24 protein-coding genes are annotated in these 23,125 nt (G+C 71.6%); 12 read left to right on the top strand and 12 right to left on the bottom strand.

Annotation, left to right across the window (positions count from 1 at the left end; genetic code table 11):
• Nucleotides 1-107 precede the first annotated feature (107 nt).
• Both F1C12_RS10660 and F1C12_RS10655 read left to right on the top strand, forming a co-directional pair.
• Nucleotides 108-353, top strand: a complete 246-nt coding sequence (locus tag F1C12_RS10660; protein WP_219732601.1) for a hypothetical protein — start codon at nt 108-110, stop codon at nt 351-353.
• Nucleotides 350-790, top strand: coding sequence for an SRPBCC family protein (locus tag F1C12_RS10655; RefSeq protein ID WP_185275006.1), 441 nt, complete (start codon nt 350-352; stop codon nt 788-790). The genes F1C12_RS10660 and F1C12_RS10655 overlap by 4 nt, the downstream gene beginning before the upstream one ends.
• Here the strand turns inward: F1C12_RS10655 and F1C12_RS10650 are convergent.
• Nucleotides 787-1,443, bottom strand: a complete 657-nt coding sequence (locus F1C12_RS10650) for a TetR/AcrR family transcriptional regulator (RefSeq protein ID WP_258045838.1) — start codon at nt 1,441-1,443, stop codon at nt 787-789. The two genes, F1C12_RS10655 and F1C12_RS10650, sit on opposite strands and share 4 nt — an antisense overlap.
• A gap of 83 nt (nt 1,444-1,526) precedes the next feature.
• Between F1C12_RS10650 and F1C12_RS10645 the strand changes: the two genes are divergently transcribed.
• The 5 genes from F1C12_RS10645 (at nt 1,527) to F1C12_RS10625 (ending at nt 6,744) form a co-directional block, all read left to right on the top strand.
• Entirely contained in the window at nt 1,527-2,957 is a 1,431-nt protein-coding gene (locus F1C12_RS10645) for a purine-cytosine permease family protein (protein WP_185275004.1), read from the top strand.
• Nucleotides 2,954-4,579, top strand: a complete 1,626-nt coding sequence (locus F1C12_RS10640) for an amidohydrolase (protein ID WP_258045837.1) — start codon at nt 2,954-2,956, stop codon at nt 4,577-4,579. Before F1C12_RS10645 ends, F1C12_RS10640 begins: the two co-directional genes overlap by 4 nt.
• Nucleotides 4,580-4,640: 61 nt before the next feature.
• Nucleotides 4,641-4,883 (top strand): three-helix bundle dimerization domain-containing protein, encoded by a 243-nt coding sequence (locus tag F1C12_RS10635; protein ID WP_185275003.1) that lies wholly within the window; start codon nt 4,641-4,643, stop codon nt 4,881-4,883.
• A gap of 79 nt (nt 4,884-4,962) precedes the next feature.
• Entirely contained in the window at nt 4,963-5,673 is a 711-nt protein-coding gene (locus F1C12_RS10630; protein WP_185275002.1) for an alpha/beta hydrolase, read from the top strand.
• Between the two features lie 78 nt (nt 5,674-5,751).
• The gene (locus F1C12_RS10625; protein ID WP_185275001.1) at nt 5,752-6,744 is read left to right on the top strand and encodes a LacI family DNA-binding transcriptional regulator; all 993 of its coding nucleotides are present in this window, start codon (nt 5,752-5,754) and stop codon (nt 6,742-6,744) included.
• A 64-nt stretch (nt 6,745-6,808) separates the two neighbouring features.
• Here the strand turns inward: F1C12_RS10625 and F1C12_RS10620 are convergent, their stop codons facing one another.
• From F1C12_RS10620 to F1C12_RS10595, 6 genes are all read right to left on the bottom strand, one after another.
• The gene (locus F1C12_RS10620) at nt 6,809-8,143 is read right to left on the bottom strand and encodes an MFS transporter (protein WP_185275000.1); all 1,335 of its coding nucleotides are present in this window, start codon (nt 8,141-8,143) and stop codon (nt 6,809-6,811) included.
• A 60-nt stretch (nt 8,144-8,203) separates the two neighbouring features.
• On the bottom strand, nt 8,204-8,653 hold the full coding sequence (locus tag F1C12_RS10615) for an RpiB/LacA/LacB family sugar-phosphate isomerase (protein ID WP_185274999.1): 450 nt from the start codon (nt 8,651-8,653) through the stop codon (nt 8,204-8,206).
• A complete protein-coding gene (locus F1C12_RS10610; protein WP_185274998.1) occupies nt 8,650-9,600 on the bottom strand; it encodes a ribokinase in 951 nt (316 codons plus the stop codon). Before F1C12_RS10610 ends, F1C12_RS10615 begins: the two co-directional genes overlap by 4 nt.
• A 196-nt stretch (nt 9,601-9,796) precedes the next feature.
• Nucleotides 9,797-10,153, bottom strand: coding sequence for a carboxymuconolactone decarboxylase family protein (locus F1C12_RS10605; protein ID WP_185274997.1), 357 nt, complete (start codon nt 10,151-10,153; stop codon nt 9,797-9,799).
• Nucleotides 10,150-11,181 carry a zinc-dependent alcohol dehydrogenase family protein gene (locus tag F1C12_RS10600; RefSeq protein ID WP_185274996.1) on the bottom strand — a complete coding sequence of 344 codons (1,032 nt, stop codon included), beginning with the start codon at nt 11,179-11,181 and terminating at the stop codon, nt 10,150-10,152. The genes F1C12_RS10605 and F1C12_RS10600 overlap by 4 nt, the downstream gene beginning before the upstream one ends.
• Nucleotides 11,169-12,434 (bottom strand): multidrug effflux MFS transporter, encoded by a 1,266-nt coding sequence (locus tag F1C12_RS10595; RefSeq protein ID WP_185278688.1) that lies wholly within the window; start codon nt 12,432-12,434, stop codon nt 11,169-11,171. The genes F1C12_RS10600 and F1C12_RS10595 overlap by 13 nt, the downstream gene beginning before the upstream one ends.
• 101 nt (nt 12,435-12,535) lie before the next feature.
• On the opposite strand from F1C12_RS10595, the gene F1C12_RS10590 reads away from it, so the two are divergent.
• Nucleotides 12,536-13,423 (top strand): helix-turn-helix transcriptional regulator, encoded by an 888-nt coding sequence (locus tag F1C12_RS10590; RefSeq protein WP_185278687.1) that lies wholly within the window; start codon nt 12,536-12,538, stop codon nt 13,421-13,423.
• A gap of 38 nt (nt 13,424-13,461) precedes the next feature.
• Here F1C12_RS10590 and F1C12_RS10585 read toward each other — a convergent pair whose 3' ends face one another.
• Nucleotides 13,462-15,429 (bottom strand): potassium transporter Kup, encoded by a 1,968-nt coding sequence (locus F1C12_RS10585; RefSeq protein WP_258046222.1) that lies wholly within the window; start codon nt 15,427-15,429, stop codon nt 13,462-13,464.
• 190 nt (nt 15,430-15,619) lie between these two features.
• Here F1C12_RS10585 and F1C12_RS10580 point away from each other — a divergent pair, with 190 nt between their 5' ends.
• Both F1C12_RS10580 and F1C12_RS10575 read left to right on the top strand, forming a co-directional pair.
• Nucleotides 15,620-16,804, top strand: coding sequence for a metallophosphoesterase family protein (locus tag F1C12_RS10580; RefSeq protein ID WP_185278686.1), 1,185 nt, complete (start codon nt 15,620-15,622; stop codon nt 16,802-16,804).
• A gap of 187 nt (nt 16,805-16,991) precedes the next feature.
• Nucleotides 16,992-18,293, top strand: coding sequence for a S53 family peptidase (locus tag F1C12_RS10575; RefSeq protein WP_185278685.1), 1,302 nt, complete (start codon nt 16,992-16,994; stop codon nt 18,291-18,293).
• Nucleotides 18,294-18,372: 79 nt separating this feature from the next.
• On the opposite strand, the gene F1C12_RS10570 is transcribed toward F1C12_RS10575, so the two are convergent.
• Nucleotides 18,373-19,071, bottom strand: a complete 699-nt coding sequence (locus F1C12_RS10570; protein WP_185278684.1) for a FadR/GntR family transcriptional regulator — start codon at nt 19,069-19,071, stop codon at nt 18,373-18,375.
• Nucleotides 19,068-19,799, bottom strand: a complete 732-nt coding sequence (locus F1C12_RS10565) for an SDR family oxidoreductase (protein ID WP_185278683.1) — start codon at nt 19,797-19,799, stop codon at nt 19,068-19,070. Before F1C12_RS10565 ends, F1C12_RS10570 begins: the two co-directional genes overlap by 4 nt.
• Before the next feature lie 58 nt (nt 19,800-19,857).
• Between F1C12_RS10565 and F1C12_RS10560 the strand changes: the two genes are divergently transcribed.
• Together F1C12_RS10560 and F1C12_RS10555 are read left to right on the top strand one after the other, a co-directional pair.
• Complete coding sequence (locus tag F1C12_RS10560) at nt 19,858-20,634, top strand: SDR family NAD(P)-dependent oxidoreductase (RefSeq protein WP_185278682.1); 777 nt, start codon at nt 19,858-19,860, stop codon at nt 20,632-20,634.
• Complete coding sequence (locus F1C12_RS10555) at nt 20,631-21,512, top strand: SMP-30/gluconolactonase/LRE family protein (RefSeq protein ID WP_258046221.1); 882 nt, start codon at nt 20,631-20,633, stop codon at nt 21,510-21,512. The genes F1C12_RS10560 and F1C12_RS10555 overlap by 4 nt, the downstream gene beginning before the upstream one ends.
• Here the strand turns inward: F1C12_RS10555 and F1C12_RS10550 are convergent.
• Nucleotides 21,475-22,257: an ABC transporter permease gene (locus tag F1C12_RS10550; protein WP_185278681.1), complete on the bottom strand. Its 783-nt coding sequence runs from the start codon at nt 22,255-22,257 to the stop codon at nt 21,475-21,477. The two genes, F1C12_RS10555 and F1C12_RS10550, sit on opposite strands and share 38 nt — an antisense overlap.
• On the bottom strand, nt 22,250-23,038 hold the full coding sequence (locus tag F1C12_RS10545; RefSeq protein ID WP_185278680.1) for an ABC transporter ATP-binding protein: 789 nt from the start codon (nt 23,036-23,038) through the stop codon (nt 22,250-22,252). The genes F1C12_RS10550 and F1C12_RS10545 overlap by 8 nt, the downstream gene beginning before the upstream one ends.
• Nucleotides 23,039-23,125 lie beyond the last annotated feature (87 nt).

The following is a 23,125-nucleotide window of genomic DNA, read 5'->3' as shown; positions in this document are numbered from 1 at the left end:
CGTGTGAGTGCGGCGAGAGTCACGATAGCAACAACTAGTTGCCACTCAGCAAGCACATGTGGACCGAGTCTTGAAATCGGTTTTCGACCGCGTGTTACCATGTTACCGTGGTAACAATCGAACGAATCCAGACCGGGATGCGCATCGAGCGCAGCACCCTCAAGGTGCTGAAGGCGCTCGCTGAATATCTGGACATGCCGTTGGGTGAGCTGGTCGAGGGGATCGTGCTGCACGCGTTCGAGGGCAAGACCGCTTTCGGCGCCGAGACGCTCGGGAAGATCGGCCAGCTCAAAGCCGTCTACGACCTCCACCTCGGCGCGGAGGACGCGCACACGCTCATCGAGGGATCGTGACCGGCGGGCGGCGTCTCATCGGCCGGCTCGGCGTCCCGCTCGCGCCGCCGGAAGCGTTCGACCTCTTCACGCCGGTCGGAGAACGCGAGTGGGTCCACGGTTGGGAGCCGCGATTCCCGCGCGGGATGCACGACGACACCGAGCCGGGCACGGTGTTCGAGACGGAGGGGCACGGGCGGCGGACGACCTGGGTCGTCGTCTCCCGCGACCGCCCGAGGAGCATCTCCTACGCGCGCGTCACGCCCGGCGACCGGGCGGGCACGGTGACGGTGCGGGTGGCGCCGGCCGCCGGGTTCGCGGAGGTCGAGGTCGAGTACGCTCTGACGGCGCTGGTGCCGGAGGCGGAGGCCGGGCTTGCGGAGTTCGCCGCGGGCTACGCGGAGTATCTGGGAGAGTGGGAGCAGGCGATCGCGGAGTGCGTGCGCCGTCGCGCCTAACCCCTGCTCAGCGCCCCTGCCTCCAGGCCCAGCGTCCACTCCACGACGTCCGCGACGAAGCGCACCTGCGCCGGGTTGCTGAGGTCGCCGGCGCTGTTGACGTAGGAGCCGCTTCCGTCGACCGCGATCAGGATGCGGATGCTCGCCCACTCGGGGTCGACCTCGGCGAACACGCCGGCGTCGACCCCTTCCTGCACGATGGCCCGCAGCCGGGAGCGGTCGAGGGCGTCCTGCTCCTGGAGCGTCGCCTCCAGCGAGGGTGTGAAGCGGGAGAGGTGGCGCGCGTTCAGCCACAAGCGGGCCAGCGGCCACGAGGCCCCGGAGTCGATGTGCTGCACGAAGTGCGCAAGGCGCTCCAGCGCCGGCCCCTCTGTCGGGAAGAAGCGCTCGCGCTCGATGGTCGCCGCGCGCGCGAAGGCCTCGTCGACGAGGTCCTCGGCGGCGGGGAAGTAGTGCGAGATCAGGCCGGGCCGCACTCCGAGGCGGGCGGCGACGGCGCGGAGCGTGATCCGCTCCAGGCCCTCCTCGATCGCGATCTCGGCCGCAGCGGCGAGGATCTCCTCGCGGCGCTCCTCGGCGGGCTTGCGCGAGCGGGGCCGGCTCGTGGCCGGGTCCTGCTCGCGAACACTTTCGGACGTCGCTCTTGACTCCATGTCTCCCATGCTATTGAATGACTGACCAATAGCCAATTGGGCACATGACCAATAGCAATGGAGCTGAGTCAGAGAGGAACGCCATGACCCGAGAACGGATCGGCGCCGAAGAATTCGTGGATGTGTCCACCCAACCCGAGACCCGCGGGATCGAGGTCATCGGCGACGCCGACCGGCACGGCCGGGCCCGCGATCTGTTCTTCGTCTGGGCGGCGCCGGGGGTGAGCATCCTCAACTTCACCATCGGCGCGACGCTCATCCTGCTCGGACTGGAGATCTGGCAGGCCGTCCTGGTGATTCTGGCCGCGTCGCTGCTCTGGGTGTTCCCCGGGATCATCGCCGCGAGCGGCCCCGCCTCCGGCACCTCGGGCTCGGTGGTCACCCGCGCCATGTACGGGATCATCGGCAACAAGCTGTTCGTCGCGTTCGTCGGCTGGTTCATCGGCGCGGTCTTCCTCGCGCTGACCTGGCTGGCGTCCTCCTTCATGGGCGCCGACCTGCTGCGGAGGGTCGGGCTGAGCGACCCGGTCTGGGTGCCCATCGGCGTGACGATCGTGGTCTCGGCGGTGACCATCGCGGTCGCGATCTTCGGGCACGCGCTCATCCTGCGCATCTACCCGGTCATGGCGGTGCTGCTGTTCGTGATCTTCGTCGGCGTCGCGCTCTTCATCCTGCCGACGGTGGACTGGGGCTACACGGCCGCGCACCCGCTGAGCGGCATCGCGCTGTGGTCGGCGATCACGGTCGGCTTCACGATCCTGGCCTCCTCGCCGCTGTCATTCATCAACAGCCCGGACCTCGCCCGCTACCTGCCGCGCTCGACCAAACCGTCGCACATCGCCGCGGCGACCGCCCTCGGCGGGGCCGTCCCGTTCGTCGTGTTCACCATCGTCGGCGTCCTGCTGGCGACCGGGCTGAAGTCGGGCGCCTTCGACGCCGGCATCGACGTGGCGCTGTTCGATCTGCTGCCGGGCTGGATGGGACCGCTGCTGGTCATCGGCGTCGTCGTCAACACCATCGCGCTCAACGCGATGACGGCCTACTCGTCGAGCATGTCGCTGCAGGCGATCGGCTTCAAGCTCAAGCGCATCCCGGCCGCGATCATCGTCGGCGTCGTCGGGACGGCGCTCACGATCTACCTGGTGCTGTCGTCCAGCCTCCTGGAGGCCGCCAACCTGCTGCTGCAGTTCCTGGTCGTGGTCTCCGGACCGGCCATGGCGATCTTCGTGGTCGACGTGATCCGCCGCCGCAACGTCTACGACGGTCTCGACCTGTTCGACGACCGGAGGGGAGGCCGGTTCTGGTACACCGGCGGCTGGAGCGTCCCGGGCATCACCGCCCTGGTGGTCGGCGGCGTCGCGACGGCGCTGTGCCTGTCGACCGATGTCTGGACCGGAGCCATCTCGGGCGCGATCGGCCACATCGACCTGTCCGTGCCGGTCGGGATGACCGTGAGCGCGACGATCTACGCACTGTTGGGCCGCACCCGGCTCGGAGAGGAGGGCCGGCTGTGACCGACCAGACCCTGACCACGCTCTACCGCAACGGCCGCGTCTTCACGGCGGACGCGGACCCCGCCACGGCCTGGGCGGAAGCCTTCGTCGTGACCGGCGACACGATCAGCTGGGTGGGACCGGAGGAGGCCGCGCCCTCCGCCGACCGCGCCGTCGACCTCCAGGGCCGCCTGGTCCTCCCCGGGATCACCGACGCGCACACCCACCTGCTGATGATGGGCGCCGCGCTCGGCCAGGTCTACCTGACCGACGCGCGCGATCTCGGCGGCATCCTCCGGCTGCTCGTGGAGGCGCGCGAGGCTCAGCCCGGCGCGCCGGTGCTGCGCGGGCGCGGCTGGCTGTTCGACGCCGTCCCGGACGGCGCGCCGACCGCGGCGATGATCGACGCGGTCCTCCCGGACATCCCCGTCTACCTGGACGCCAACGACTACCACTCCTGCTGGGTGAACACCGCGGCGCTGGCCGAGCTCGGCATCACGCGCGACACCCCCGACCCGATCGGCGGCGAGATCGTGCGCGACGCGGACGGCGAGCCGACCGGCCTCCTGCTGGAGACCGCGGCGACGCAGTACGCGTGGACGCAGCGCGACGAGGCCACCACCGACGCCGACCGGGACGAGCACGTCGAGCGCACGATCGACGCCTACCTCGCGACCGGGGTCGCCGGCGTGGTCGACATGGCGTTCGACGAGTTCGGGCTCGCTGCGCTGAGGCGCGCGCAGGACCGGCGCGGGGGAGAGCTCCCGCTCCGCGTCGCCGCGCACTGGCTGATCACCAACACCGGCGACGATGCGGCCAATCTCGCGCAGGTCGAGCGGGCGGCGCAGCTCGCCGCCGAGCCGGCCACGCCGTGGCTGCGGGTCGTCGGCATCAAGCTCATCCTGGACGGCGTGATCGACGCCTGCACGGCGGCGATGCGGCAGCCGTACGCGGACGGCAGCAACGCCGACCCGATCTGGCCGCTGGAGCGGCTAGCGCCGGTCGTCGCCGCGGCGGACGCTGCCGGCCTCCAGATCGCGCAGCACGCGATCGGCGACTACGCGAGCCAGCTCGCCCTCGACGCGCTGGAGCAGGCGGTCGCGGCCAACGGCGACCGGCCGCGCCGGCACCGCATCGAGCACCTCGAGTACGCGGCGCCGGGGACGGCCGAGCGGATGGCGCGCCTCGGCGTGACCGCGTCGATGCAGCCGGTGCACTCCGATCCGGCGATCTTCGAGAACTGGGCGGAGATGCTGGGCGACGAGCGCGTCGACCGGGCGTTCCCGTGGCCGGAGTACGAGGACGCGGGCGCGCTGCTGGCGTTCTCGACCGACTCGCCGACCGCTCCGCACCAGGCGCTCGCCAACCTGTACGTGGCCTCCACCCGCGCGTCCGCGCTCGACCCGTCGGTGCCCGCTGTGCACCCGCAGTACGCGCTGCCGCTGGAGCGGGCCGTGGCCCACGCGACCAGGGATGCGGCCGCCTCGGTGGGCGACGGCGACTGGCGCGGCCGGATCGCGCCGGGGTACGCGGCCGACCTCGCGGTGCTCGACGCCGACGTCTTCGCGGAAGGCGCGTCGTCGCTGCTGCGGGCGCGCGTGGTCGAGACGATCGTGGCCGGGCGGACAGTGTTCGCGGGGTAGCAGGCCGGTTGTTCGGCGGACGTTAACTTGCCTTTTGCGCTCCCGGGCGGACAATCGCGCCATGACGAGCGAACACGACAAGCGCACCCAGGGCGCCGGCCTCCAGGACGAGACCGTGGCTCTCGAGCACGCGGCCGAGCGGCTCAGCGACCGGTTCCCCGAGGTGCCGAAGGAGGAGATCGACCAGCTGGTCGAGGAGCACTACGAGCAGTACGACGACGCGCCCGTGCGCGACTTCGTGCCCGTGCTCGTCGAGCACGAGGTCCGCGCGGAGCTCGACGGCGAGACCGGCGAAGCCGAGTAGCGGTCGGCTCTTGCCGCGCGCGGTGAGGGAGTCTCAGGATGGCGGCATCCAGCTCACTCACTGACACGAAGGAAGAGCCATGGCTTCGCAACGCACGATCGTCCTCGTTCACGGTGCCTTCGCCGACGCGTCCGGATTCGCGGGCCTGATCGGCGACCTGGAGGCATTCGGCTACGCGGTGGTCGCACCGCCGAACCCGCTCCGCAGCCTCCTCACCGACGCCGACACGATCGCCAAGGTCGTCGGCGCGATCGACGGGCCGGTCGTGCTCGCCGGCCACTCCTACGGCGGCGCCGTGATCACGCAGGCGTCGGCCGGGCTGAGCAACGTGGAGGCCCTCGTCTACCTGGCCGCCTTCGGCCTCGACGTCGGCGAGAGCTGCGTGAGCGCGCAGGAGCCGTTCCCGGCCCCGCTGCTCGCGACCGAGAACCAGCCGACCCCGTACGACGCGGTCGGCTCGCCCGGCGGCCCGGAGCTCTACGTGAAGAAGGAGCGCTTCCGCGAGGTCTTCTGCGGAGACTCCTCGGAGGAGGCCGCCGCCGTGATGTACGCCACGCAGCGCCCGCTCGCCGTCGCCTCCCTCACCCAGAACGCGACCGCAGCCGGCTGGAAGAACATCCCGAGCTGGTTCGTGGTGTCCGACCACGACAACTCCATCTCGCCGAAGGCCGAGGAGTTCTACGCCGAGCGGATGAAGGCGACGACCTCCCACGTCGACGGCTCGCACACGGCGTTCATCCCGAGGCACGCGGAGATCGCGGAGGTGATCCGCGCCGCGGCGGAGAGCTGATCGCGATCCGCTCTCCGTGCGCGGGTCCCACGCTACGATCGTCAGGGCGGTCGAGCGGCGCGAGTGGGGGTGGATCCAGTGGTCACGATCCGGGACGTCGCCGAGCGTGCGGGGGTCGCCCTCGGCACCGCGTCGCGGGTGCTCAGCGGGAGCGCCCACACCTCGCCGGAGTCGCGCGCCCGGGTGCTCGCGGCGGCCGCGGAGCTGCGCTACGTCACGCACGCTCCCGCGCGGTCGCTGCGCCGCGCGAAGACCGACGTGCTGGGCCTGCTGGTCTCCGACATCCGGAACCCGTTCTTCTCCGAGCTCGCGCACGCCGCGGAGCAGGCGGCGCGGCAGGCCGGCTACACCGTGCTGCTCGCCAACGCCAACGAGGACGAGCGTCAGGCCGACGAGTACCTGCGCACCTTCGCGTCGCAGCGTGTGGACGGGCTCCTGCTCGCGCCGCAGAGCGGACTGTCGGCCGAGGTCGCGTCGGTCGTGGCCTCCGGCATGCCGCTCGTTCTGCTGAACCGCACCATCGAGGGCCTCGACGCTCCGATGTACGGCACGGACAACGCCGGCGGCGTGCGGCAGGTGCTGGACTGGCTGCAGAAGCGCGGCCACAGCGAGGTCGCCTTCGTCGGCGGCCCCTCGGCATTCTCGACCGGCGCCGAGCGGCTGGCCGCCTACCGGGAGGGGCGCGAGGCGCACGGGATCAGCACGGACGAGGCGCTCATCGACATCGGCGACTTCCGCGCGGAGGGCGGTGAGTCCGCGATGCTGCGGATCCTGGACAGAGGCCTGACCCCGACGGCGGTCTTCGGCGCGAACGGGCGCACCACCCTGGGCATCGTCCGCGCGCTGCACCGGCGCCTCGGCGAGGAGGGGTCGCACCAGGTGGAGGTCGTGTCGTTCGACGACCTGGAGTGGTTCGAGTTCGCGACGCCGCAGATCAGCGCGGTGCGGAACAACGCGGCCGAGATCGGCCGGCTCGGCGTGCGTGGGCTCCTCGACCTCATCGAGGGACGCGAGGCGGAGTCGCAGCGCGTCGCGACGACCTTCATCGACCGGTCGGGCGAAGCGGCCTGACGGCGAACACCCGCCGCCCGGCCGACGGGCCGGACGACGGGCGAGCCGTCTGCGTGCGAGGGCGTCAGGCGACGGGCACCGTCTCCGTCGTCCGCGCCTCCTCGACGAGCTGCTGCACGCGGGCACGCTCGGCGCGGCCGAACGTCTCGCGGGTGACCAGGATGGCGACGAGGCCGATGACAGCGGCGAGCAGGTACAGGGCGGCGGCGCCCGGCCAGCCGAGCCACCCCGTCGCCGCCGTGGCGAGGAACGGCGCGAAGCCGCCCAGCGCCGCCGCGATCTGGTAGCCGAGGGAGGCGCCCGAGGTGCGCGTCGCGGTCCCGAACTGCTCGGTCAGCAGCGAGCCCTGGACGCCGGTCAGCGACGCGTGGATGATGCCGATCCCGAACACGAACACGAACACGACCAGCGCAGGGACGCCGTCGTTCGTCAGCAGGTACATCGGGAAGGCGAACAGGATCGCGACGCAGCAGGCGACGATGTAGATCGGGCGCCGGCCGATCCGGTCGGTGAGCGACCCGGCCGCGAACGTGATCACGATCGCGGTGATGCTGGCCGCGGTGATCGCCCCGAGCGCCAGCGGCCGGATGTCCGGGTGCTTCTGGGTGAGGTAGCTGAGCAGGAACGTCGCCGTCAGGTAGTACGCGAACGACTCGACGATGCGCAGGCCGATGACCTTGAGGATGTTCCGCCAGTCCTTGCGGAGCGTCGTCAGGAACGGGTTCTTCACGGTGTCGCCCGAGGCCTTGGCCTCCGCGAACTCCGGCGACTCGGAGAGCCGGGAGCGCACGATGAGTCCCACGACGATCAGCACCGCGCTGAACAGGAACGGCAGCCGCCAGCGCCAGTCGCCGTCCAGGTTGGCGGAGAGCAGGAACATCCCGCTGGCCAGTGCGATCCCGAACGGGTTGCCGGCCTGGGGGATCGCGGCGAACATCCCGCGGCGGTTCCACGGCGCGTGCTCGTACGCCATGGTCACCGCGCCGCCCCACTCGGCGCCGAACGCGAGGCCCTGCACCATGCGGATCACGATCAGCAGCACGGGCGCGAGCGCGCCGACCTGCGCGTAGCCCGGCAGTAGCCCGATCACGAACGTCGCGCCGCCCATCACGAGCATGGCGCCGACCATGACCGGCTTGCGGCCGAACCGGTCGGCCAGGTAGCCGCCGACGGCGCCGCCGAGGGGCCGCATCAAGAAGCCGACGGCGAGCGTCGCGAAGGCGAGCAGGGTGCCGACGAACGCGTCCGTCCCGGGGAAGAACACGGCGCCGAAGTACAGCGCCGACGCGGTCCCGTAGGCGATGAAGTCATAGTTCTCGACGCTGGTACCGAGCGCCGCGGCGATCGCGGTCTTGACGCGGTCCGTGGTTCCGAGGGGTGAGGGGTGTGCGTGTGTCATCGGTGATCTCCTTCGATCGTGCCAGTGGCGGGAGGGGATGGGTATTGCGTCCGGTGTGGGTCAGGGGGTGAGCAGGTCGAGGTCGTTGAGCTTCGCGACGCGGCGGCGGGTGTCCTCGTCGTCGTCGAACACGGCGTCCAGGAAGTTGCCGACGACCTCGTCCACGAACGCGTGCGGGATGAGCCACGCGCCGATCGCGATCGCGTTCGCGTCGTCGTGCTCGACGGCCTGGTGCGCGGAGTACGGCTCGTTCGCGAGCCCGCAGCGGATGCCCGGGATCTTGTTCGCGGCCATCACCGCGCCGGCGCCGGTGCCGCAGACGAGGATCGCCCGATCGGCGGCGTCCGTGAGCACCGGAGTGCAGGTCGCACGCGTGATGTCGGGGAAGTCGACGGGCGCGGTGCTGTCCGTTCCGCAGTCGACGACGCTGTGGCCGCGGCGCTCGATCGCGTCGATCACCGCCGCTTTCAGCGGGAATCCGGCGTGGTCGGCGCCGACGGCGACTCTCATGAGGTGGTCCTTCCTGTGGGGGCGCCGGCGAGGATCGCGTCGACCTCGTGCCGGCGGGGGACCGCCGCGGCGGCCCCGCGACGGGTGACGGTGATGGCGCCGGCGGCTGCGGCGCGGGCGGTAGCCGTTTCGAGCGAGACGGCGGCCGACATCGCGAGGCCGGCAGCGAGGTAGCCGACGACGGTGTCGCCGGCTCCCGTGGTGTCGACGGCGTCGACGCGCGGGGCCCCGACCTCGCCGCGGGTGTCGCCGTCGATCCAGAGCGCCCCGCGCGCGCCGAGGGTGCACACGATCGCGCAACCGAGGGCCGCGGCGACGGCGGACGCGGTGTCGGACACGCTCGCGCCCGCCGCGCTCGTGGTGGGAGCGCCGAGGAGCTGTGCGATGTCATGGAGCTCGGTCTCGTTCACGATCAGCAGGTCGACGTCGTCGATGAGCTCGGCGCGCGATCGCGGCGCCGGGGCGGCATTCCACAGCACGCGGACGCCGGCGCGACGGGCGAGGGCCGCCGCGTGCCGGCCCAGGGCGGCGGGGATCTCGTTCTGGAGCACGAGGACGTCATCGGGCCCACTCGCCGCGAGCGTCGCCTCGATCCGCTCCCGCGAACCGGAGGCGTTGGCTCCGGGGGAGATGACGATCGAGTTCTCGCCCGCGTCGTCGACCAGCACGATCGCGGTTCCGGTCGGGGTGCCGGGTGCGCGGATCGCACCGGCGACATCCACCCCGAGCGCGGCGAGCTCGGCGAGGAGGTCGTCCCCGTCCGGGCCGACGGCTCCCACGAACACGGTCGCGGCTCCGGCGGCAGCGGCGGCGACGGCCTGGTTGGCGCCCTTGCCGCCGAGGCCGGACGCGGTGGCGGATGCCGTGCTGGTCTCGCCGGGACGCGGCAGCGCGACGACGTCCAGGCGGATGTCCCGGTTGATGCTGCCGACGACGATGACGGTCATGTCTGCCTTTCATGGAACCGTTTCCAACATGTCGTGGAACCGTTTCCACGACGCGCGATCTGGAACAGTATGCACGGCTGGGCGTGCGAACTCAACTTCGCGACGAGGCGAGGACGTGGCGCCCCTGCGATGTCGCCCGTGCGGCGCACGTGTCGGCGCCTCCGCGAGGTCCGACCCCGCGGAGGCGCCCACGGGATCACTCCCCGTCGCCCGCCGCGAACACCTCCTTGGCCATAGCCATCGCCGACATCGCCTTCGGCCAGCCCGCGTAGAAGGCCAGGTGCGTGATCGCCTCGATCAGTTCCTGCTCTGTCGCGCCGTTGTCGCGGGCGAAGGCGAGGTGGAAGCGCAGCTGTTCGATGTTGCCGCCGGCGAGGAGGGCGGCGACCGTGATCAGGCTGCGGTCGCGCTTGGCGAGGCCGGGGCGCTCCCACACCTCGTCGAAGAGCACGCGGTCGGTGTAGTGGGCGAGGCCAGGGGCGAAGTCGCCGAAGGCGCGCTGCCCGCCGGTCCAGCCGCCCGTGCCTGTCCCCGAATCCTGCTGGTCGTTCATGCCGCCTCCGTCTCCAGGAGCACCTTGATCGCGCGGCGCTCGTCCATCGCCCGGTAGCCCTCCGCCGCGTCCGCGAGCGGGAGGGTGAGGTCGAACACCGCTCCGGCGTCGATCTCGTCGTTCATGATCAGCCCGATCAGCTCGGGGAGGAAGCGCCGGACGGGGGCCGGGCCGCCGTGCAGGTGCACGCCGGAGAAGAACAGCTCCAGACCGGGCAGCTCGACGTCGTGCGAGACGCCCACGTAGCCGACGTGGCCGCCGGGGCGGGTGGCGCGGATGGCCTGCATCATGGACTCCTGGGTGCCGACGGCCTCGATGACCGAGTGCGCGCCGAGGCCGCCCGTGAGTTCCTTGATCGCCGCCACGCCCGCGTCACCGCGCTCCTCGACGATGTCGGTCGCGCCGAACCGGCGGGCGAGCGCCTGACGGTCGGCGTGGCGGCTCATGACGATGATCCGCTCCGCGCCGAGCTGCTTCGCGGCGAGGATGCCGAGCAGCCCCACCGCGCCGTCGCCGACGACCGCGACGGTCTTGCCGGGGCCGGCCTCTGCGGCGACGGCGGCGAACCAGCCGGTGCCGAGCACGTCCGAGGCGGCGAGGAGGCCGCGCACCTGCTGCGGCGTCGGCGTCCCCGGGACGGCGACGAGGGTCCCGTCGGCCAGCGGCACGCGCAGCCTCTCGGCCTGCGTGCCGAGCGAGCCCATCGGCACGGCGTGGACGCAGCGGGACTGGTAGCCGGCCCCGCAGATCTCGCAGGTGTTGTCGGAAGCGAAGAACGAACCCACGACGAAGTCGCCGACCTTCACGTTCGCGACCTCGGCGCCGACCTCCTCCACGACCCCGACGTATTCGTGACCCATCGGAGTCGGCTCGGTGACGGCGTCTGTGCCGCGGTACGGCCAGAGGTCCGACCCGCAGATGCAGGCCGCCGACACGCGGATGATCGCGTCCGTCGGCTCGAGGATGGCCGGGTCGGCGCGCTCTTCGACGCGGACGTCCCGGGGTGCGTACATGACTACTCCACGCATGTGGATGCTCCTTCTGTTGCGAGGGGGAGGGGGCCGGCCGGTGCGGTCTGAGCGACCGGACGGAGGAGGAGGGCAGCGACGACGGCCGCCGCGGCGATCGAGAAGGTGGTGACGAGTCCCAGCGGCAGGATGCTGAGCGAGCCCGCGACCCCGACGAGCGGAGCCGCGACGCCGCCGAACGCGAAGCGCGCGGCGCCGAGGAGGGAGGAGGCGGTGCCTGCGATCTGCGGGTAATCGGCCAGGGCGAGCGCGGTGGACGGCGGGCTCGTGATCGCGGCGCCGGCCGCAAGCAGGAAGAGCGACACGATCACGACGGCCAGCGGCACGTGCGTGAGGCCGGCGAGCAGCAGTCCGGCGGCGCCGGCACCCGACACCGCGAGCCCGGCACCGAGTGTGCGACCCGCGCCCCAGCGCTCGCCGAGCCGGCCGGCGAGGTAGCCGCAGGCCATGTACCCGGCGGAGTTGAGCCCGAACGCGAGCGCGTAGCCCTGCGGCGTCAGGCCGTAGACGCCCTGCAGCACGAAGGTCGCGCCGCTCAGGTACGCGAACAGCGCCGCGTAGACGAAGCCCTGGGCGACCACGGCGCCGACGAAGCGGCGATCGGAGAGCAGCAGGCGCACGTCCCGGCGGACGACCGCGAATCCGGCTGCCGTCCGCGCCTCCCGTGCCAGCGTCTCCGGGAGCCCGAACGCCACCCAGCCGAGGATGACCGTGCCGACGACCGAGAGGACCAGAAAGAGCCCGCGCCAGTCGAGCACGGCGGTGAGCGCGCCGCCCAGCAGCGGGCCCACAATGGCGGCGAAACCGCCCGTCACCGTCAGTCTCCCGTAGAACCGGATGAGCCGGCCGCCCTCGTACACGTCTCGGCCCGCCGCCTGCGCGATCACGATTCCGACGCCGCCGGCGAGCCCCTGGACCAGCCGGGCGCCGATCAGCGCCTCCACCGTCGGGGTGAGGGCGCAGAGGGCGGAGACGAGCACGTAGGCGGTCACGCCGATCAGCGCAGGCGCGCGGCGACCGAACCTGTCGGAGAGCGGACCAGCGATGAGCTGCCCCGCGGCCAGCCCGATCAGGCAGGCGGTCACGGTCAGCTGCGCCGTGGAGGTCGCTGCTCCCAGCTCCGTCGTGAGAGACGGCAGGGCGGGCAGGTAGAAGTCCATCGAGATGGGACCGAACACGGTCAGGACGAGCAGGAGCGTCGCCAGCGGACGGCCGGCGCGCACCCGGGGGACGGCGGCGAGGGAATCTGTCACGACATCGAGTGAAACGCGATCCCGCCGCCCCAGGGAGTCACTGTCGAGACGTGCACTGACAGGGCACCCCACGCTGCGTGCCGGAGACCTACCCTCGAAGGATGGATAACCGAGCAGAGGTCCGCGAGTTCCTGATGTCGCGGCGCGCCAGGCTGACGCCCGAGCAGGTCGGCCTCCCCGCCGGCTCCGGACGCCGGGTGGCCGGACTGCGGCGCTCGGAGGTCGCGATGCTCGCCGACGTCAGCGTCGAGTACTACTCGCGGCTGGAGCGCGGGGCGATCTCCGGGGTGTCGGCGTCGGTGCTTGACTCGGTGTCCACCGCCCTCCGGCTCGACGACACCGAGCGCGCCCACCTGGCGGACCTCGCCCGCGCGGCGGACGGCATCCCCGCCTCCGCCCGCGCCCGCCGCCGCGCGACCAGGGACCCCGCCACGCGGCCCAGCCTGCACTGGGCGCTGGAGGCGTTCACCGATGGCGTCGCGGTGGTGAGGAACGCGCAGTCCGACGTGATCGCGTTCAACGCGCTGGGCCGCGCCTTCTACTCGCCCCTGATCGGCGACGGCGGCCGCACGCCGAACTTCGCGCGTTTCCAGTTCCTGGACCCGGTCTCCCGGGACTTCTACCCGGACTGGAACCTGTTCGCCGACATGTGCGTCGCGATGATGCGCGCCGAAGCCGGCCGCGACCCGCACAACCGCGCGCTGCAGGACCTGGTCGGAGAGCTGTCCACGCAGAGCGAGGTGTTCCGTCGGCTGTGGGGCGCCCACAACGTGCGCACGCACGGCGCGGGGACGAAGCGCTTCCACCATCCCGTCGTCGGCGACCTCACGCTCGCCTACGAGGAGTTCGCGATCACCGCGGAGCCCGGCCACATCCTGCTCGTCTACACGGCGGAGCCCGGCTCGCCGTCGGCGGAGGGTCTGCGACTCCTCGCCTCGTGGGCGGCGGAACGCACGCCGGCGCCACACCCCGTCACGGAGGACTCATGACCACCAGCGTGCGGGTGGACCCGCGCTGAGCGCGGGGCTCAGATCTCCACGTCGCTCCCCATCGTGACCGTCCGCAGCGCAGGCAGCCCGAACCGGGCCGCCGGGTTCGCCGCGTTGTGGGCGAGCGCGACGAACAGCGAGCGGCGCCACGGGACCATGCTGTCCTTCCGGGTGATCCGGATCGCGCCGCGGGATATGAAGTACGACGCCTGTTTGAAGTTCGCCGAGTCGAGCGGGAGGACGCCCTCCCGGACCGCGGCGCGCAGGGCGCGCGGGATGTCAGGGTCGTCCGAGAAGCCGAACGTGATGTGCAGGAACTCGATGCCGTCGTCGGCGTAGCCGAGGGGGTCGTATTCGAAGGCGTCCGAAGCCGGCACGTGCGGCACCTGGGCGGTGCTCACCCCGACGATGATCACGTGCTCGTGGAGGACGTGGTTGTGCTTGACGTTGGCCCGTAGCGCCAGCGGGGTGGTGGACTTGTTCGGGTGCGGGAAGATCGCGATGCCCGGAACCCGCGGCAGCCTCTTCTTGCGGATCTCCTCGACGAAGTCCGCCATCGAGCCTTCCTTCTTCAGCCGGTCGGCCTGCACGAGCTGGCGTCCGCGCCGCCAGGTCGTCATGACGAGGATGACGACGCCGGCGATCAGCAGCGGCACCCAGCCGCCGTTGATGATCTTGGAGAGGTTGCCGGCCAGGAAGCTGAGCTCGAGCCCGCCAAACGCGACGGCGGCCAGCACGATCTTCCACGGCGCCCAATGCCAGAGCGGCCGCGCGACCAGCAGCAGCAGGACCGTGTCCACGACGAGCGCGCCGGTCACAGAGATGCCGTACGCCGTCGACAGCCGGTCGGACGAGCCGAACGAGAGCATGACCGCCATGACGCCGATGAACAGCAGGAGGTTGACGGCCGGCAGGTAGACCTGGCCGCCCTCGTGCTGCGAGGTCTGCTTGACGGTGAGCGGCGGCAGCAGGCCGAGCTGCACGGCCTGGCGGGAGAGCGAGTACGCGCCGGAGATGACCGCCTGGCTCGCGATCACCGTCGCCGCGGTCGCCAGGATCACGACGGGGAGCCGGCCCCACTCCGGGATGAGGAGGAAGAACGGGTTCGCCCGCGCCGCCGGGTTGTGCAGGACGAGGGCGGCCTGGCCGAGGTAATTGAGCACCAGCGCCGGGAACACCAGGAAGAACCACGCCCGGCTGATCGGCGCCCGGCCGAAGTGGCCCATGTCGGCGTAGAGGGCCTCCGCTCCGGTGATGACGAGGACCACCGCGCCGAGTGCGACGAACGCGACGAGCGGCTTGCTGACCAGGAAGGCGATGGCGTAGGTCGGCGAGAGACCGAGCAGCACGGCCGGGAATTGCACGACCATCACCAGACCGGCCACCCCGATGACGACGAACCACAGGACCATGACCGGTCCGAACAGCACCCCGACCCGCCCGGTGCCGAACCGCTGCACGGCGAACAGGGCGATCAGGATGACGGCGGCGATCGGGATGACCAGGTGCGAGATCGCCGGCACGGTGACGTGGAGGCCCTCCACCGCGGACAGCACCGAGATCGCGGGGGTGATGATGGAGTCCCCGTAGAAGAGGGAGACGCCGACGATGCCGACCACGAGGAGGGTGCCTGCCTTGCCGGCCTTGCTCGCGTAGAGCCGCTGGGCGAGCGCGGCCAGGGCCATGACGCCGCCCTCGCCGTCGTTGTCGGCGCGCATCAGGATCCCGATGTATTTGATCGAGACGATGATCGTCACGCTCCAGAAGATGAGCGAGATGACGCCGAACACGTCGTCCTGCTGCGCGCGTACCGCGCCGTTGTCGAGCAGGAAGACCGTCTTCAGCGCGTAGAGCGGGCTGGTGCCGATGTCGCCGAAGACGACACCGAGGGCTGCGAGCGCCGCCCCGAAGACCAGACGCTGCCGATGGTCGGACCTCCCGGGCGACGGACTCCGCTCGGCGACCTTCTGCGCTGAATGCTCGTGGTTCTGGTGCACGCGGGTCACGCTACCCCCCTTGTCGCGCGCCGTGGCCAGCCGACTCGCTGAGGGTTCGGGATGCCCTGCGGCCGCGATCCTGTGAGAGTCCGCAGGGAGCGTTCACCGACCGGTCGGCGACGGTTCACCGGCGCGACGCCTGCCGCTTCGAGGCTCACACCTGTCCGGGGGTCGACTCACCAGTTCCAGGAGGATCTCGATGCGTTCCAGAACACGCAAGCTCACATTGATCGCCGCCGGCGTCGTCGCCGCGACGTTCCTCGGCACGGCCGCGGCCGTCGCCGCTCCGGCCATCGACAACGGCTGGCCGTACGACTCGGCCGTCAAGGCGCAGAACGACAAGACCTTCACGCTCGCCGCCGTCGGCGACATCGCGTGCGAGCCGAACGACAGCGAAAACGCGGCCAACCCGTCGTCGCTGAAGTGCGGCAGCCCGAGCCTCGGCGGCTACGACGCCGAGTTCGCGACCGCGAAGCAGGCGGACGCGATGAAGCCGGACGCCGTGGCACTGCTCGGCGACGAGCAGTACCAGGTCGGCAAGCTGAGCGACTTCGAGGGCTCCTTCGAGCAGGCCTGGGGCGGCCTGAAGTTCCTGGAGAAGCCGGCGCCCGGCAACCACGAGTACTACTCGTACACGAAAAAGGGCGACAACGAGGCCGGCCAGAACGGCAACGGCTACTTCGCCTACTTCAACGGCCACGACCAGTCCGGCACCCCGAACACGTCGGGCCAGGCCGGCGACGACACCAGCGCGAACCAGGGCTGGTACTCCTACAACCTCGGCAACTGGCACATCGTCTCGTTGAACGTCGAATGCAACTCGGCTGCCTTCAACAACGACTGCTCGACCACGGACGGCGGCCTCCTCGCGCAGGAGACCACCTGGCTGGCGAACGATCTGAAGAGCAACCAGCAGCAGTGCACGATCGCCTACTGGCACCAGCCGACGTTCAGCGCGACCACGGCCTCCACCGCCACGGTCGGCGCAGGGGACCCGGGCGCGGGAGGCCAGGAGGGCCAGGTCGCTGACGCGTGGTGGAAGCTGCTCTACGCCAACCACGCCACGCTGGTGCTGAACGGCCACGAGCACGCCTACGCGCACCTGAAGCCGATGAACCCGGCCGGCCAGTACGACCCGAAGCGTGGCATCCCGGAGTTCATCATCGGCACCGGCGGCGAAGCGCTGGACACGCTGGCGAAGAACGCGGACGGCAGCTACGCGAACGCGAACGTGCTGACGGGCTTCGACCAGGGCTACGGCACGATGAAGTTCACGCTGAAGCAGCACAGCTACTCGTACTCGTACACGCCGGCCCTCGCGGGCGCGGGGCAGCCGGCGTCGGTGCTGAACTACTCCGACAGCGGGTCGGGGGAGTGCAACTAGCCTCCGCACATTCGTGCCGAATGTCGCCTCTCGCCGCGCGGAAGTCGACATTCGGCACGAATTCCTGATGCATTCGTGCGTTTCTGAGAAGACCCTCAGACAACCCGTTCTATCCCTGCGTGCGGGGTGCGGCATAGTGTGCATTCCGGGCCGCCGCGACGGAGCGGCGGCGGGACAAGGGAGCACCATGAAACGTTCGTCTTTCGTCTCACTCGGCCTTGCCGTCGCCGGAGCCGCAGCGCTCGCGGTCGCGGTGACGGCACCGGCGTCCGCGGCCACACCCAGCGCCGCGACCCCCGACACAAGCGGCGTCTACAGCGTCCATCCGATCGTCGAGAAGGCGGGATTCTCCACCAGCGCCGTCACCCCGTCGCTGACACCGGCGCAGTGCTTGGCGCAGACCGCCGGCCGCGTGGCCTGCCAGACCCCGGACAGCATCCGGGCGGCGTACGACATCCCGGCCACGATCAACGGCGTCCCTGCGGGCACCGGGCAGACCGTCGTCATCGTGGACGCGTTCGGCAGCCCGACGGTGCAGTCCGACCTCGCGACCTTCTCCGGCGCGTTCGGGCTCCCGACGCCCAACCTGACGGTCTACTACCCGGGCGGCAAGCCCACCTGGACCGGCAAGAAGACGCAGCTGGGCTGGGCCGAGGAGACTTCGCTGGACGTCCAGTGGGCGCACGCGGTCGCTCCGGGCGCGAACATCGCGCTCGTCGTCGCGGCGAACGACCGTGGGGCCACGATCGACAACGCGATCAAGTACGCGGTGGACAACAAGCTCGGCAACGTGCTGTCGATGAGCTTCGGCGAGGCGGACAACCTCATCTCGTCGCCGAACGCCAACAACGGCCAGACCAGCCAGGGCGAGAAGTCGTTCGTGAAGGGCGCCGCGCAGGGGATGTCGCTGTTCGCGTCCTCCGGCGACGAGGGCTCCGACAACGGCGCCGGCTTCGCGAACTACGCGTTCCCGGCCTCCGACCCGAACGTCACGTCGGTCGGCGGCACCAACCTCTGGGCCGGCAGCGGGCTGAACCAGCCGCGCGAGACGGTCTGGGGGGACTACGCGAACTGCCCGCTGACCTGCGCGTTCGGCGTGGTCGGCGAGACCGGGGGCGCGCCGAGCCTGTTCACGGCGAAGGGCGGCTCGGACGTCGCGTACAACGCCAGCGTCTACACCGGAGTGCTCACGTACCTCGGCTTCCTGGGCGGCGACAACAACGGCCTCTACTTCTTCGGAGGCACGTCGGCCGGGTCCCCGCAGTGGGCGGCGCTGACGGCGGACACCATCCAGGCGGTCGGCCACACGGTCGGCAACGTCGGCCAGCAGGCGCAGAGCTGGGCGTCGAAGGGCCTGCTGTACGACGTGACGGTCGGCAGCAACACGACCCCGACCTTCAGCGGCGGCTACTCCGCGACGGCCGGCTGGGACCGCCCGACCGGATGGGGCACGCCGGACGTGAACGGGATCATCGCAGCGCTGAAGTGAGGCGCGACGGGCGCGTGGCGCGTGACGGCGGCCCCGGTGTCCAGAGGATGCCGGGGTCGTCGTGTGTTCGCAGACCCCCTCAATCCCCACGCACGATCCGCCCCATGACCTCCTCCGCGACCTCCGCCTCCCGACCCTGGATGGCCGCAGCCACCTCGGCGTGCAGCCGCGCGTCCGCCGGCGCGTCCCGCCAGCGCACCGGCGCGTGCGGGGTCCGCTCGCGCAGCGCCTCCCGCAGCACCGCCTGAAGCCGCACGAACATCCGGTTGCCGCTCGCCGCGATCACCTGGCTGTGGAACGACGCGTCCGCCTCGAAGAAGGCGGCGGCGTCCCGGCGCGCGGCTGCGTCGGCCAACTCGCGGGCGGCCGCGGCCAGCGCCGCGGCCTGCTCCAGGGTGCGCCGGGTCGCCGCTGCCCGCGCCGCGGCGGGCTCGACCGCGAGCCTCAGATCGAGGAGTTCCGCGATCTGCGCGTCGTGGTCCGCCGAGTCGAGGCGCCAGCGGACGACGTCGCCGTCGAGGGCGTCCCACGCGTCGCTCGCGGTCACGGTCAGGCCGACCCGCTGGCGGGCGACCAGGAGGCCGAGCGACACGAGCACGCGGGTCGCCTCGCGCACCACGCTGCGGGAGGCGCCGGTGCGCTCCATCGCCCATTCGACGTTCACCACGCGGCCGGCCGGGAGGTCGCCCGCGATGATCGACCGGCCGAGCTGGTCGAGGACGCGCCGATACGCCCGGCCGCCGTCGGGGGAGGGCGCAGACGCAGCAGCCGCGCTCACGTCTGCGACACCGGCGACACCACCAGCTCGTCGAACCGCACGTGCGCCGGGGCCTCCAGCACGAACCGGATGCTGCGGGCCACGTCCGCAGGCTGCAGCATCACCGCGCGCGCGTCGTCCGACGGCACCTGCGGGCGGTGGCCGAGGAAGTCCGTGTTCACGTCGCCGGGGCAGAGGTGGCACGACCGCACGCCGGCCACGGCCTCCTGCGCGTTGAGGGTGCGGCTCAACGCCGACAGCCCGGCCTTGCTCGCGCTGTAGGCGACGCCCGCGATCGGGTTGAACGCCCAGGCGGAGTACGACGACACGAACACGACGACGCCGCCGGAGGCGCGCAGCAGCGGCAGCGCTTCCGTCACCAGGTGCGCCGGGCCCGTCAGATTCACGCGCACGATCTCGTCGAAGGTCGGGAGGTCGTGGTCGGCCCAGCGGCGCTCCGGCGCGTTCAGGCCGGCGGCGAGCACGAGCGCGTCCAGGCGGCCCCAGGTCGCGTCGATCCGTTCGAGGGAGGCGCGCACAACCGGATCGGAGGTCGCGTCGCCGGGCAGCACCAGCGCGGAGCCGCCCGCCTCCCGCACGGCGTCCGCGGTCGCCTCCAGCGCCGCCTCCCTGCGCCCGGTCAGCGCCACCCGCCAGCCGGCCGCCGCCGCCTCGATGGCCGCGGCCCGGCCGATCCCGCTGCCCGCGCCGGTGATCCACACCACGCGCCCGTCCGCGGAAGAACCCATCGCAGACCTCCTCCCACCTCGCTACGATGTCGTCAATAGTATGACTATTGGAGGTCACATGCTCATCGATTTCGCCGGGCAGGTCGTCATCGTCAGCGGGGGAGGCCGCGGCATCGGGCGCGGGCTGGTGGAGCGGTTCGTCGCCGAGAACGCCACCGTCGTCGCCCTCGACCTCGCGTTCGACGACCAGGACGACGACGGCGCGCTCGCGGGCGTGCGCAAGCTTCAGTGCGACGTCACCGACACCGCCTCCGTTCGCGCCGCGATCGACGCCGTCGAGAGCGAGTTCGGCCGCATCGACGTCCTCGTGAACAACGCGGGCATCAACGTGGAGGGCGAGGTCGAGTCGCTCGACCCTGCGCGCTGGCGGGCCTGTTTCGACGTCAACGTGTTCGGGGTGTTCGCCCTCTCGCAGGCCGTGATCCCGGCCATGAAGCGGGCCGGGCGCGGACGGATCGTCAACGCGGCCTCCTTCGCGGCGATCATCCCGAGCGTCGGCGCGGCTGCCTACGGCGCGTCCAAGGCGGCGGTCGTGCAGTTCACGCGCGTGCTCGCCTCCGAGCTCGGCCCCTGGAACATCACGGTCAACGCCTATGCGCCCGGCATGATCCCGACCGCGATGAACGGCTTCGCCGACCTCCCGGAGGCCCGTCAGAACCGCCTGCTCGACACCCTGTCGCTGCGCCGCTGGGAGCGTCCGGAGGACGTCGCCGACCTGGTCTGCTTCCTCGCGAGCGACTACGCCGGCTACCTCACCGGCGCGCTGATCGACGTGTCCGGCGGCAAGTTCGCCACCCAGATGCCGAACGTCGCGCACGAGCGGGCCGCGCTGTGACCGGGCCGGCGATCCTGCAGGCAGAGGTCGCCGTGGAGGCCGCTGCCGAGCACGCCGAGGGACCGCTCTGGGACGACCGCGACGGCACGCTGCTCTGGGTCGACCAGTACCGCGGGATCGTCCGCCGCGCGAAGCCGACGGACGGCGCCCTCGTGGAGGAGTCGCCCTTCGACCTCGGAATGGCGGTCGGCGCGATCGTGCCCGACCGCGCGAGCACCGACGACGGCTGGCTGGTCGCCGCCGGCGCCGGCTTCCACCGCCTCGACCGGCGCGGCCTCCTCACCCCGATCGCGGACGTCCTCCCCGCCGACGGCCTGCGCCGGCGCATGAACGACGGCAAGCTCGACCCCCTGGGCCGGTTCTGGGCGGGCACGATGGCGTACGACAAGACCCCGGGCGCGGGTGCGCTCTACCGCCTGGACGGCGACACGCCCCGCCTCATGCTCGACGGCGTGACCATCTCCAACGGCCTCGCCTGGACGCCCGACGGCGGCGCCCTCTTCTACATCGACACCCCCACGCGGACGGTCCGCCGCTTCACGGTCGACGGGGACACCCTCCGCGACGGCGAGGTGGTCGTCCGCATCCCGCCCGAGCAGGGCGCCCCCGACGGGATGTGCGTCGACGCCGACGGCTGCCTCTGGGTCGCGCTCTGGGGCGGCGGCGCCGTGCACCGTTACGACACCGCCGGCCGGCTGCTCGCGCGCGTGGAGGTCGCCGCCGCGCAGGTGTCGAGCTGCTGCTTCGGCGGCCCGGACGGCGCGACGCTCTACATCACGACCTCGGCCGAGGACTACGACACCGCTGACCTCGCGCGCGACCCGAACGCCGGGAGGATCTTCAGTGCGACTCCCACCGGAACCACCGGATCCCGATGAAGGTGAACACCACCACGTAGCCGACGCAGGCCAGAAGCGCGTTCGTGTCCTGCCCGCTCCACGCCGCCGCGCTCACGACGTCCGAGAACAGGATCATCAGCGCGCCGACCGGCGTCCAGTCCGCGATCGACTGCATGGTGTCGCCGAGCACGCCGCTGCCGCCGAGCAGCCCCGTGAGCAGCAGGACGATGAACAGGATGCGGCCGATCGCGTTGATCGCGCCGGTCGTCCGGACCAGCGCGACGAGCGCCTGCCCCAGCGCCAGGAACACCGCGGCGCCGAGCACCGCGGTCGCGAGCAGCAGCACGTACTGCAATGGGCTGAGGCTGAGGTGGTGCAGGATCGCGCCGACGATGATGACCGCGAGCGACCCGACGAGGTTCGCGGCGACCTGGATGGTCAGCCGGCTGGTCATGATCGTCCAGGTGGGCGCCGGGCTGACCCGCAGCCGCTGCAGCACACCGACCTCCCGGTCGCGGGCGAGGGTGAGGCTGTAGCCGAGCAGGCACGAGGTGATCAGGCCGATGCTCAGGGCGAGGCCGATGATCTCGCCCGAGCCGCCCAGCCGGGTCTGTGCCTTTCCGAAGGTGGTGAACACGATGATGATGATCGGCAGCAGGATGCTGAGGATCGCGGACACGCGGCTGCGCAGCAGCACGAGCAGGTCGGCGCGCAGCAGCGAGCCGAGCGCGAGCCCGACCGGCGGGCGGAACGCGGCGGTGGTCGGTGCGGGTGCGTCAGTCACGGATCTCACTCCCGGTCAGGCCGATGAAGACGTCCTCCAGCGTGACGTCGCCGTGGGCGACCTCCCGCACGCGCGGGTCGTCCCGGTGCTTGGCGATCAGGTCGGCCGGCGTCCCGACCGTGAGCAGCGCGCCGTGGTCGATGATCGCGACCCGGTCGCACACGGCCTGGGCCTCCTCCATCGAGTGCGTGGTGAGCAGGATGCTGCTGCCCGCCGCGCGCAACGCCTCGATGCGCCGCCAGAGCGCCCGCCGCGACTGCGGGTCGAGCCCGGCGGTCGGCTCGTCCAGCAGCAGGAGCAGCGGGTCGTGGATGGTCGCGACGTAGAGCGCGAGCCGCTGCTGCTGGCCGCCGGAGAGCTGCTTGAACCGCTTGCCCGACTCCTCATCCAGCCCGATCGCGCGCAGGTCGTCCGCGATCCGCTCGCGCGTGAGCCGGACGCCGTACAGGCCGCCGAAGAGCCGCGCCAGCTGCTCGATGCTCAACTCCGGCTGGAAGCTGGAGGACTGCAGCTGCACGCCGAGCCGCGCCTTCGCTTCCAGGGGGTCCTGCCGGGCATCGACGCCGTCCACCAGCACCCGGCCGGAGCGCGGGACCAGGAGCCCCTCGATCGCGCTCAGCGTGCTCGTCTTGCCAGCGCCGTTCGGCCCGAGCAGCCCGAAGATCTCGCCGCGCTCGATGCGGAGCCGGATGCCCGCGACCGCGGTGCGGCTGCCGTAGGCGACCACCAGGTCGTCCACGCTCAAGGCCGGCGGCGCCGCCGGCACGTCTGAATCGCTCATCATCGCCAGTATCCGGTATCGGCCCCGACGGCCAGGGGCCGTGTCGCGAAGCTGAAGGGATTGGCAGGATGGTTGCGGTCGTGCAGC

The sequence above is a fragment of the Leifsonia shinshuensis genome, assembly GCF_014217625.1.
Taxonomy (GTDB): domain Bacteria; phylum Actinomycetota; class Actinomycetes; order Actinomycetales; family Microbacteriaceae; genus Leifsonia; species Leifsonia shinshuensis_A.
Note: the sequence above shows the minus strand (reverse complement) of the source record. Positions and strands in the feature narration are given on the sequence as shown.